Below are 11,575 nucleotides of genomic sequence, written 5' to 3'. Positions count from 1 at the left end.
GGCATTTTGCCTAGGCTAAGGTTGGCTCCGTCTTTAGCCGGTGTGCCTTATGGGGGCAAGGAGCAACTACCTGCAGCCCGCGGGGAAGTCACGCCTGTGGAGATCCCTCTGGCGGGGTGGTAGGGGTGGACTCTGCCACTAGCCACGGGTCGTGGAAGCAGGAAGAAAGCGTCAACCTGGAGCAAAAGTCCGCTTTTGTCCAGCGTTGTATGAGTCTTTCAGAGCGGCCGGTCGAGTTCAAAGGCACGGTGGACAGCTTGGAGAGCCCGGATCCCCTGCTCCCGTCGCACCACGCAGCTTACCTTAATCTCTGAGGTGCCGATCATCTCAATGTTGATCCCGGCGTCGGCCAAGGCAGCAAAAAAGCGCGCCGCCACGCCGGGATACGTTTCCATGCCGGCGCCGACGATGCTGACTTTGGCAATGTCGTGGTCGGTTTCAACCCCAGCTGCCTGCAGCTCCTCGGCCACCTGACAGCACACGGCCTCAGCCGCCCTGGCCTGATCCTGAGGCACGGTAAAGGCAATGTCGTTACTGGGAAGGCCGTTGTGGTAGCTCCGCTGGCTCTGGATGATGGTGTCGACGATAACGCCAGCATCCGCCAAGCGCCCAAACAGATGGGCAGCCGTCCCCGGCCGATCCGGCACCTTGCGCAGGCCTAGCCGCGATTGCTTCAGATCCAGGGCAACGCCCCGCACCGGGTGGTTGCGCAGAAGGGGATCCCCGCAAGGCGCTGCCTTGACTCGATGCAACTGGGGAATCACCTGAAACGCTTCCCCCAGCGCCAGGGCGGCCTCCCCAGCCCGCTCGGCTGCCACCACGCAGCTGACCTTGATCTCCGACATGGAGATCATCTGCAAGTTGATCCCCGCTTCCGCCAGCACGCGAAACATCTCAGCGGCAATGCCCGGGCGACCCATCATCCCCACCCCGGCAATGCTGACCTTGGCTACCGCCTCATCGACAAGGACTTCCCTACACCCCAGCTCCTGGCCAACCTTGCGGGCCACGGCTGCTGCCTGAGCCGCCTGGGCACGGCTGACGGTGAAGGCAATGTCGTTGGTAGGGGATCCCTCCGCCGCACTAAGGTGGAGCGACTGCAGAATTAAGTCGACATTGATCCCCGCTGCAGCAATCTCCTGGAACAGTTGCGCGGCAATGCCCGGGCGATCCGGCACTCCCACCAACACCAACTTGGCCTGCTCTCCATCCAGCTCCACGGTATCGACCGCCCGCCCTAGCTCAATGCTGCTATCAGGGGAGCGGACGCGAGCAGGGGGAGAGACAATGAGGGTGCCTTCTGATCCGGCTTGCAGCGGCTCCAGGCTAGAGCGCACCCGCAGCTTGACGCCGTAGTTGCGAGCAATTTCTACCGAGCGGGGGTGCAGTACCTGCGCTCCTAGGCTGGCTAGCTCCAGCATCTCGTCGGCGGTAATCTCTGGCAACAACCTGGCCTCGGGCACCTTGCGCGGATCGGCAGTAAAGATCCCGGGCACATCGGTGTAGATCTCACACAGCTCGGCTCCCAGGGCCACTGCCAAGGCCACCGCCGTGGTGTCCGATCCCCCCCGCCCCAGGGTGGTGATCTCCAGCTCAGTTAGGCTGGTGATGCCCTGAAAGCCGGCCACCACCACCACCTCTCCCCGCTCTAGGTGTTGCCAAAGGCGGTCGGTGTGGATGTGCAGAATGCGGGCCCGCCCGTGATCCCGGGTGGTGACGATGCCCACCTGGGCCGCCGTCAAGGAGAGGGCAGGGTAGCCCAAGCGCTGCAGCGCCAACGCCAGCAGGGCAATGCTGACCTGCTCACCCGTAGACAGGAGCATGTCCCACTCCCGCCACTGGGCCGGCGTGGTCGGGGATCCCTGGAGGATCTGTTCCCCCAGTTCCACCAGGCGATCCGTTTCTTCTCCCATTGCCGAGACCACCACCACCACCCGCTTCCCCTGCTCCACCGTGTGGGCTACCCGCTGGGCTACGGCCTGGATGCGCTCGATGGAGCCGACGGAGGTGCCGCCGTACTTTTGGACAATTAAACCCGCTTGCATAGCCAGGGCTGAGCTGGTTGACGTGGTTTGGATCCTATCCCGAACTAGGCCAGGCCAAGCCAGCTTTGCAAAAAGGGTGGCACCGGCAGCAGGATCAGCACAAGCCAGCTCAACATTGCCAGCCCCAGCAGCTCCCGGCCCTCATCCAGCTCGGTGACATCGTTGAGGGCTGGCTCGTCGGCACTGGTGATCACCAACAAAAGCAGCGCCCACAATAACAGCCAGGGCTGCACCGTCAAAGCCAGCAGCAGCACCAGCCAGCGAGTCACTCGCCCCACATTGGCCCCCATCTGCTGGCCATAGATGGCGTGGACAATGTGGCCCCCATCCAGTTGGCCCACCGGCACCAGGTTAAAGGCAACCACCACTAGACCCAGCCAGCCGGCAAAGGCCAGGGGGTGCAGATCGATCACCTGCCCCGGCTGCAACTGATCCCCCAGCACCAGGCGCGCCAGAATGGCCAGCAGCACCGAGAGGCGCGGGTCAATGCGATGGAAGCTAATCGGGGTCGGCTGCCCCTCTGGTCCTGCCGGAGGATCCCCGGGCGTCGAAAAGACCAGCCCCACCAGCAACATTGTCAACGCCACCAGGCTGCCCGCCAGCGGCCCGGCAACGGCGATGTCAAACAGTACCTTGCGGTTGGGCACCGGCTCTTTCAGCTCGATGAAAGCCCCGAAGGTTCCCAACACAAAAGGCACCGGGATGAAATAGGGGAGCGAGGTTTTGATGCCGTGGCGGCGGGCCACCCAGTAGCGGATCCCTTCATGGGATCCCAGAATGGCCAAGATCCCCACTGCATAAGGTAACCCTTTGAGCAGAGAGGGTAGATGCAGCAACCGGTCAGGGCTGACTCCAGAAGCTTGGGCGCCGGCAGTTAGGGTCGTCCAAAAGGTAAACAGCAGCAGCCCCAACGCCAGCAGAGGCCACTCCTTCTGACGGGTTAGGGAGCGCCGCGCCGCCGGGTTGGGCACCAGGGCAAAAAAAGGCTTGCCGGCAAACCCCTCCTGCAGCACCACCAGAAAGCGTTTGCCAAAGGTGGTTTCCACATTCCGCTGTACCTGCTCGTAGGCTTCCGTGGGATCCGCCCGCAAATTGCCACGGCAGATGATGGCCTGAGGACGGTACTCCACGCTTTGCAGATAGAAAACGTTCCAAGGAAAGCAGCGGTTGAGCTTTTCCCGCGATACCTCCGAGATGGAGATGGGAGCAGCTGCAGCACCTTCCTCCTCGCCTTCCTCTGTCTCCGGATCTCGCTCTGCCGGGGTGTTTTCCACTCCAGCCTGAGAGCCTGCTGGTGGAGGTTGGAGGCGCCCCCGACGCGCCAAAGTCATGCTGGTAAAATAGGAGGCCAAAAATAGCCAGGAGGCCAAAAATAGCCCCAACATCAGCAAAGGGGGCATTTTATACTGAAACACCTGCCGCCCCAGCACCCAAACCAGGGGGGGGATCATCATCACTAGCCACAGGATCCGCCAGGGCACCTTTGAGAGGCGGGCCACGCTTTTTTGTAGCAGCAGGTAGGTTGTCGAGCCCACCAGTGCCAACAGGATCCAATCTGCCATGAGCTCAACAGGAAAACACCTTTACCAAGCTAGCGGCAAACCCGATCGGCTTGCTAGAGCCGGCAGCAGCGATCCGTCAGGAGCTAAACTTCTCTTGGCTTGCTCGTAAGCTGCTCTCTTACTCTCAACGCCACATCCACGCCGGCAAAAGCGTGTGCCCTGTCATCGCCCGCAGGGTGAAATAGATAAACAACAGCAGGGCCAGGGATCCCACAGTTACTAGAGCTGCTGCCGTTGCGCTTTTGCGGTACAGGTTTACAAACGGCTGTAGGCCAGCCCAAATTCCCCCCAGCAAGACGGTAACGAAGTAGGTGGGGTAGCGGGCGACGTTCTCCACAAATTGATCTTCCAGTCGGCGAGGAGGCTGCGGCTGGGGCATAAGCAGAGGGCAACCCAACAACTTTCCCTCAGTCTGCCACAGATAGCGGTCTCTGTCCCCCGCCTCTGGAAGGGTGGGAACACCCAGGTTCAAGACTGCGAGAACCTAATATGGTAGGCGTCATCCTGCCTGCTTTGCCCAGCACAGCCACCCCCTTTCCAGACTGATGCAAGAATTGCCCTCTGATGCCTTCAATCGCGCCAGTGATCTGCCCAGAGATCAGACCCTGGCGTTGATGCGCGTTCAGGAGGCCCTGGATCAACTGGAGGCAGCGATTCTCAGCAGTCCTCGTTTGTTCTGGTCGCGCACTCTCATCGACGAAGAGAAGATCCTAGAGCAGTTGGACTTCATCCGCCTTAACCTGCCCACCGCTCTAGAGGAAGCTGAGGAAGTGCTGCGCCAGCGGGATCAAATCTTGGCTGAGGCCCACCGCTACGCCCAAGAGATCGTGGCCATGGCCCAGCGCCGGGCCGAGCAGCTTGTGAGCGAATCCACCATCCTCCGCCAGGCCCAAGCTCAGGCGGAACAGTTGTTGCGGCAAACCTACCAACAGAGCGAGGAGGTGTGGCGACAGACCCTCCAGGAGTCAGAGCGTCTCCAGCGGGAGGCCCACCGCTACGTGGATCAGGTTTTGCAGGATCTGGAGATGCGGCTACAGGAGTCGCTGCGGGTGATCCGCAACGGCCGACAAAGCCTGCAAACCTGAGCCCGCTCCTGACTGGCAAAAGGCGGCGCAAGCCCCAGCTTTAGGCCAGGCGGCGCTGCCGTGAGGGCTCAGCTTCCTGGGAAGTTATAAGCCGCAGGCGCTATGCAGCCTCTGGGTCAATGGGGAGTGTTCACCTGCCCGAGTTTTAAGTCATATTAAGAGTAGCATCCGGACTTCCCTACCCTACAAACCGGGGTAGCCAAGCCAAGCTTCCTCCGGCAAGACGAAGACAAGTCTTGGATGTGTGGCCCGGAACTCAAGGCGCTGGAGATTGCCGTGGCAGGCAAGGGATCTTGAGCTTTGGCGGCAGGCTGGCGCAGCTTTTCTTTGGCCGACTGAGAGCGTGTTTCCCTCCTTCTCAGTGAGTGCTCCAGAACTGTACCCCTCGAGCCACCTTCCTCAGCGGGCTCTCTCCTCAGCCTGCGAGTTCTGGTTTTTGTCCCTTTTGGGAGTTCCTTAGTCGTCTAGGAGATTCTATGGCCATTGAACCGAAAGCTCGTAAGAACCGCGAAAGCGCTAAATCCCGTTCCCGCAGCCGTCGTCGAGAGTCAACCAAAGCCAGCAATTTGGACGCTAACCTCTCCCTGCCCAAGTTGATCCAAGAGAATGCAGTGCTCCAGTCGCGCAGTCAGTTGTTGCTGATGTACAGTGACTTTCAAACCGAAATGCCCAACGATGGCAAGACAGGCGTTGGCACCTGGCTGCGAGCCCGCCTCAAAGAGCACGGCATGCCTAGCTTACTGCGTTTTGGCCCGCGTTCCTGCCCCCAGGTCTTCCGCCGCGATGAATTCTCCGAGTGGATGATGCTGGCTCTCAACAGTCCCAGTTCCAAAAACGAGAACGGCTAGTAGAAGAAGCCAAGGCAGCAAACCTAGACTGCACTAGCGGGTTGGGCTGGGGAAGCATAGACGGTTTGAATTTCTCCAGCTTGCCCGCTATTCCTGTTGCGCCCATTGAGGGAAGCGGGTGACCTAGGCTCCTTCTCCTCCTCTGCAAGCAGCAGCTCCCGGATCAGACGGGCTGCCAAGCGTTGCAGCCAGCGGGAGGCCAACTGCCGCCCTAGCTGTTGGGCTTCTGGCTTGGTGGCTACCTTGGCTACTAGAGGCAAAAGCTGCAGCGGCTGAAAGGCGGGGTTGCTGCTGAGAATTGACCACAGACGTTGCAGATGGGTTAGACCATCTGTAGAGCCGTTGCCTGAGCTGGAAAAGAGGATATCCACCAGCTGCTCTCGCAGGAAGGCTCCCCGTTCCGAAAAGAGGAAATCAACGGCTTTTTCTAGGGATCCCTGCAAGTCAAAGTCTTCGCTGTTGACGGCATTGCGCAGCAGATTTTCCAAGCGGTTCCAGCGAAATTGTCCCTGGTTAAACAGCAGCTCCCGCAGAGCTTCCCGCAGCTCTGGAGCGGGATCAGTTAGGAGCCGCTGGGCCACATAGGGATAGGCTACGCTCAAGACCTTGAAGTTGGGATCTAGACCGATGGCAATCCCCTCGAGGGTGAGCAGCGAGCGGATGATCAGGGCGTAGTAGGCAGGTACGCGAAAGGGAAAGTTGTACATCACCCCCGAGAGGCGATCGGTAATGCTTTTGAAATTCAGCTCGGCCACGGGCTTGCCTAGGGCCTCGGCGAAGACATCCTCCAAGGCGGGGATGATGGGGGTGAGATCGGTGTCGGGATCTAGGAACTGCAGATCCACGTAGTCCTGGGCCAAGGCGGCAAAATCCCGGTTGACCAAGTGGACGATTGCCTTGATGAGGCCGTAGCGCTGGTGCGGCTGGATGGTGCTCATCATCCCAAAGTCAATGTAGGCCAGCCGCCCGTCGTACATAGCCAAGAGGTTGCCCGGATGGGGATCGGCATGGAAAAAGCCGTGCTCCAAGAGCTGCTTCAGAGAGCAGTTGACCCCGATCTCGATGAGGTGCTGCCCGTTTAGCCCGGCGGCGGCGATTTTGTCAAGCTGGGTCAGCTTGATGCCGTCGATCCACTCCATTGTCAGCACCTTGGTGCGGGTGTACTCCCAATAGATTTTGGGAGCGTAGATGGAGGGGTGGCGGTACAGCTCTAGAAAGCGCTCGGCGTTGCGGCCTTCCTGGGTGTAGTCCATCTCTTCGTACAGCCGCCCCGCAAATTCATCGACAATGCCCACCAGGTCGCTGCGGATGCGGCGGAAGGTGCGCTTGGCCCAGGCGGCTAGGCTGCGGATGATGTACATGTCCAGGGAAATGCGCCCGATCAAATCGGGCCGCTGCACCTTGACGGCAACTCTCTCTCCCGTGTGCAGATACGCCTGGTAAACCTGCCCCAGGCTGGCCGCGGCAACCGGTTCCGGGCCGATCTCGCGAAAGATCTGCTCTATTGGCTGGCCGATTTGCGCCTCGATGAGAGCAAAGGCAGTGGCATTGTCGAAGGGGGGCAGCTCATCCTGCAACTTGGCCAGCTCTTCCAGAAAAAGGGGCGAGACCAGGTCGGGACGGGTGGAGAGGGCCTGGCCAATTTTGATGGCTGTCGGCCCCAATTCCGTGAGGATCTCCCGCAGCCGCGCCGCATGCTTGCGTCGGTTCTTCAGCTCTACCCCCCGCCAGCGATCCCACAAGACCCAGATCAACAGCCCCAAAAAGGGGGCAATCAACTGAAAAAGACGCCCCAGCACCAGATCCCAGCGCCCCCGATATTGCCTAGCCAACTCCTCTGGGTCATAACGCAGAGCCGGCTGCAAGGGCTGCTGCCCCGATCCAGGCAAAGGCTGCTCTGCCACCGCTGGCTGGGCTGCGGCCGCTGTCGACAGTGTTGCGCCCATAGAAGTCCCGACGGATCTCGTAACACATCTTAACTTGCTGGGTTGGCAAGCGGCTTGTGGGCTGGGGGGTTGATCTGGGGCGGACAAAGATATCCTGAAATAGGCCCAGACTGGGCACAAAGTTTAAGCCGATGGGTTAGCCGCTAAGCCCGCGGGGCAGCCCACCAGGTCAGCATGGAAAGGCGGTCTTTTCTCCAAAAACTACTCCTAGCTGCTGCTGGCCTTGGTTTGTCTCCCGGCTGGCTAACCAGGCAGGCTAGGCGCTATCGACAGGCTCTAGCAGCCACCTCCCGCAAGTTGGCTCTTCTCATTGGCATTAACCGCTACCCTGGCGAGGGATCCCCGCTGCAGGGCTGTGTAACCGACGTAGAGCTGCAACGGGAGCTGCTGCTGTACCGCTTTGGCTTTGAACCGGCAGGCATTCTCGCCCTCACCGATGGAGCGGCTACGCCAAGCGCAGTCCAAGCGGCCTTTGCCGAGCACTTGGGGGGCCCAAGTCAGCCGGCGGAAATCGTGGTCGTGCAGTTTAGTGGCTACGGCCAGTGGCGGGCGGGATCGGCCCCGGATCAGTGGCAGCCGGCTTTGCTGTTGTCGGGCTCCGAAAGCTCGGCGGCCATGGAGCTGGAGCGCTTTTTCCAGCTTGTGCAAAACTTGGGCACAGCCCAGGTCACAACCATACTCGATTGCGGCTTTACCCACATCCCACCTGCTCTACGGGGCAACCTCCAACTGCGCTCCCGCCCACCTGTCCCGCCAGCAGCCTCCAAGGTGCTGGATCCCGGTCAGCCATCCTCTGCAGAAGGGCAGCAAGTTTGGCCCCCTCGGCCCAAAGGCTTGTTGATTGCTGCCACCACTCCCCAAGACTTGGCAGCGGAAGCTGCTTGGCCGGGATTTCATGCAGGAGTGCTCACCTACCTGCTGACCCAGTACCTGTGGGAGACCACGCCCCCTGCCCGCCTGCTGATTGCTTTCAACCAGGTGGTCAGTCGGCGGGAGCTGGGCCTCTTTTCTTGTCAGCACCCTACCCTGGAGGGCAAAGAAATAGCTCGACGAGTCCCCCCCTACTTCCTCACTCCCCCCCAGACAGCGGCTAGCGGGGTCATCCAGGAGGTGAGGGGGAGCCGTGCTCAGGTGTGGCTAGGGGGGATCCCAGCGGCAGTCCTGGGTAGTCTACAGCCGGGCACCCTTCTGGCTCCCTTTGTTGCTGATCCTGCTGCTCCAGCAACACCACTCCTGATTCGTTCCCGCAGTGGGCTGTTGGCGCAGGTCCAAGCGGTCGGCGGGGAAGATCAGTTTCCCCCCGTAGGCACGCTGGTGCGAGAGCAGTTGCGCGCTCTCTCGAGCAGCCTCAAGCTCTTGGTGGGGTTAGAAGACAGCCTGGGCCGTGTTGAAAGAGTGGATCTAACCAACGCCATCGCCGGCTATAGCTGGATGGAGACGGCCAACCCACGCGAGCGCCAGGTGGATTGCCTGCTGGGCCGCATCACCCCAGAGATGGCTGCTGCCTTTCAAGGGGACGCTCTGCCCAAGCCCTTGGAGGTCGGCAGCTACAGCCTCTTTTGGCCGGGGCGAGAGCTGCTTCTCAATTCCTGTGGCCCAGCGGGCGAAGCGGCAACTACGGCAGTGCAGCGGCTGGCCTCCCGTCTGGCCCATCTGCTGGCGGCCAAGCGCCTGCGGACCACCCTCAACGCTGCCATCTCGTCCCTGGGGGTGGTGGGGGAACTGTCCACCCGAGGTAAAACCCCCTCGTGGGCAGTGCGGCCTCCTCAAGGGGCCTCTGCTCCTGCTGAGCTGGGCATGCCTCGCTTCCTGCGCGGGGATCCCCTCTATCTCACGCTGCGCAACGAGGGCGAGCAGGATCTGTTCGGCTATCTGTTGATGGTCGATTCCAGCGGGCAACTGCACCTGCTGGCTCCGGTGCCCCAGGACAACCTTGCCCTGCCGCTGCGCCTAGAGGCTAAGGGCAGCCTGACCATACCACCCCCGCCTGAGATGGCCGTCCGTGAGCCGCGCTCCGTCCTCAACCCCGATTTGCTTACCTGCCACGCCCAGGGACTGACCGAGTTACTGTTTGTGGCCAGCACCCGTCCCCTCTCTGCTAGCCTGGAGGCCCTCAAGGCCATGGCCCGCCAGCAGGGGGTAACCCGTTCGCCGATGTTGCTGAGCAAGCCGCTGGAGTGGACGCAAATCCTTTTCGAGGAGTTGACTTACCGCGCTGAGGAGGGGGCCCCTGACTTGCGTTGGCTGGATCCGGCTCAATCGGTCACGCTTTCCCTTACTTATCTCTTGGTTTAGCTCAGCAGTAGAGCAAATAGGCCACAGAGAGCAATACCATCGAAAACCCCAGCCCCGCCAATGCTGAGGATGCCTGAGCAACTGCGCCGCAACACCTCTGGTAGGTGCAGCAGATCCGCTCCAATCACCGTGCCCAAAACCCCTCCGGCAAAAGCCACCGCCGGCGCCTGATCTCCAGCCCAGAACAGAGCGGCCAAAGCCGCTGTAGCCGGAGCCACCAGGGGATTCATCTGAATGCCGATCCCGGGCACTACGTGGGAAGCGTAGTAGCTGACCAAAGTTACCAGCGCCGTTACGGCTAGGATCAACAGCCCACTGGCCCGGCCAAATTGATACAGGGCCAAGAGCAGCGGGATCAGGCCCCCGCCCACGTTTAGGGCAACCACCGTCTCCTGAGAGATCTTGGCCAACGGGATCCCCCAAAATTGCCGCATCCACAGGCTGGCCAGGTCTTCCACCAGAGTTACCTCGCACCTGACGCGGTAGAGGGGAATATTGACCGAGCTGCCCACCAGGATAGCCAGCAGCAGCAACAGTGCCCCATCTCGGGAAAAGCCCAACTTCCCTGCCGCCAGCGCTACCACATCCACTGCTAGCCCCAGCCAGAGGAAGGGCAATAGCAGTAGAAGCATTAAAAACAACAACAGTGAGACTGGCAGGTAGAACATGGCGGAGATTCCCTTTCCCCTATCCTATCAGGGCCCAAGCTGACTTCCCCAACCTTGGCCAGAAAAAAAGATCCCCACCTTTCACAAGTAAGCCTCAAGTAGGCTCTGTTAGACCGAAGATTTTATTGCGAATATTTTGAGCAATCTCGTAACCAGCACGCTGATCGCTGGGAGTCTTAGCTAGGGAAATTTGATAGCGGTTATCCCCGCGAAATCTAATCACAACATAATTTTTCTCTGAAACAACCTCAAAACCAAGCTTATGCAACTCTACTTCATAACTATTATCGCACCATTTGCGGTAGTCTCTGAACAAATGATTTATACCTTCCCTAAGCTTTTGACGATAACTCTTACCTTCGTTTGCATGGTTATTCTGAATTAGGTCTTGGAGTATATGCTGGACTCTACTTCCCTTATGCACCTGATCGGCTGCTCTACTCAAGATCTCTAAGATAAAACTCTTGGCTTCTTCTCGATAAAAATCTCTTTCGCTTCTTGCTAAGACTATAGTATTAGTGTCGGCTTGCGCGAGATCCTCAATTCTCCGCCGAAGCTGTGCCCGCAGATGATCCAGTTCCGCTTGCTGACCTTGTAGCTGCTGCTCTTGTTTCTGAACTTGCTCAGACAAGTTCATGGCATTCTGCCGCCATTCTTGCCGCTCAGTTTCGAGCTGTTCTAGGAGCTTCTGATACTCTGCTAGATCAGCCTCAAGTCTCTGGAGCTTCTCTTCCCGCTGTTGGAGCTGGGCTCGAAGCTCATCCAGTTGATTTTCATAGCTGCGTAGCTGCTGCTCCTTTTCTTCTATTTGCCGGGAGAGCTCCTCAATCTGGCTTCTCAAAGCTCGAGCCCGACTGCCGTGACGTTGGGCAACTTCCGCGGCTACCGCACTCCCAATTCCAGCGGCTAGACCCACTCCCCCGGCCTTACTGAGTCGATCCAGGGGCGCGGCAGCTATACCAGCAGCGGCGAGGGCAGTAACGAGGTGAACATAGAAGGGCTTGCGTAAGTCCATTGAGAACCCCAGCTAGGCAGGAAGCTAGAGCTCAAGATATAAAGAACTCCACTTCCAGAAGAGGCGCTCTGAAGAATTGTTAAATTACGAAAAATTACGAAAAAGAGGCCC

9 protein-coding genes are annotated in these 11,575 nt (G+C 59.7%); 3 read left to right on the top strand and 6 right to left on the bottom strand.

Features of this window, described 5'->3' with window-relative positions; genetic code table 11:
• Nucleotides 1–218 precede the first annotated feature (218 nt).
• From NW814_RS04110 to NW814_RS04100, 3 genes are all read right to left on the bottom strand, one after another.
• On the bottom strand, nucleotides 219–2,045 hold the full coding sequence (locus NW814_RS04110) for an aspartate kinase (protein ID WP_414405305.1): 1,827 nt from the start codon (nucleotides 2,043–2,045) through the stop codon (nucleotides 219–221).
• A 44-nt stretch (nucleotides 2,046–2,089) separates the two neighbouring features.
• Nucleotides 2,090–3,607: a site-2 protease family protein gene (locus tag NW814_RS04105; RefSeq protein ID WP_414405304.1), complete on the bottom strand. Its 1,518-nt coding sequence runs from the start codon at nucleotides 3,605–3,607 to the stop codon at nucleotides 2,090–2,092.
• Between the two features lie 124 nt (nucleotides 3,608–3,731).
• Nucleotides 3,732–4,079: a DUF751 family protein gene (locus NW814_RS04100; RefSeq protein WP_414405303.1), complete on the bottom strand. Its 348-nt coding sequence runs from the start codon at nucleotides 4,077–4,079 to the stop codon at nucleotides 3,732–3,734.
• 142 nt (nucleotides 4,080–4,221) lie between these two features.
• On the opposite strand from NW814_RS04100, the gene NW814_RS04095 reads away from it, so the two are divergent.
• The gene (locus NW814_RS04095) at nucleotides 4,222–4,692 is read left to right on the top strand and encodes a hypothetical protein (RefSeq protein ID WP_414405302.1); all 471 of its coding nucleotides are present in this window, start codon (nucleotides 4,222–4,224) and stop codon (nucleotides 4,690–4,692) included.
• Between the two features lie 476 nt (nucleotides 4,693–5,168).
• Nucleotides 5,169–5,540 carry a hypothetical protein gene (locus NW814_RS04090; protein ID WP_414394851.1) on the top strand — a complete coding sequence of 124 codons (372 nt, stop codon included), beginning with the start codon at nucleotides 5,169–5,171 and terminating at the stop codon, nucleotides 5,538–5,540.
• Nucleotides 5,541–5,563: 23 nt separating this feature from the next.
• Here the strand turns inward: NW814_RS04090 and NW814_RS04085 are convergent, their stop codons facing one another.
• Nucleotides 5,564–7,486 (bottom strand): ABC1 kinase family protein, encoded by a 1,923-nt coding sequence (locus NW814_RS04085; RefSeq protein ID WP_414405301.1) that lies wholly within the window; start codon nucleotides 7,484–7,486, stop codon nucleotides 5,564–5,566.
• Nucleotides 7,487–7,783: 297 nt separating this feature from the next.
• Between NW814_RS04085 and NW814_RS04080 the strand changes: the two genes are divergently transcribed.
• Nucleotides 7,784–9,781 (top strand): caspase family protein, encoded by a 1,998-nt coding sequence (locus NW814_RS04080; protein ID WP_414405300.1) that lies wholly within the window; start codon nucleotides 7,784–7,786, stop codon nucleotides 9,779–9,781.
• On the opposite strand, the gene NW814_RS04075 is transcribed toward NW814_RS04080, so the two are convergent.
• Nucleotides 9,778–10,449, bottom strand: a complete 672-nt coding sequence (locus tag NW814_RS04075) for a DUF1614 domain-containing protein (protein ID WP_414394855.1) — start codon at nucleotides 10,447–10,449, stop codon at nucleotides 9,778–9,780. The two genes, NW814_RS04080 and NW814_RS04075, sit on opposite strands and share 4 nt — an antisense overlap.
• Before the next feature lie 94 nt (nucleotides 10,450–10,543).
• Nucleotides 10,544–11,464, bottom strand: coding sequence for a hypothetical protein (locus NW814_RS04070; RefSeq protein WP_414405299.1), 921 nt, complete (start codon nucleotides 11,462–11,464; stop codon nucleotides 10,544–10,546).
• Nucleotides 11,465–11,575 lie beyond the last annotated feature (111 nt).

Source organism: Synechococcus sp. R65.1, assembly GCF_047461755.1.
In the GTDB taxonomy this organism is placed as follows: Bacteria; Cyanobacteriota; Cyanobacteriia; order Thermostichales; family Thermostichaceae; genus Thermostichus.
This window is presented reverse-complemented; position numbering and strand designations above follow the sequence as displayed.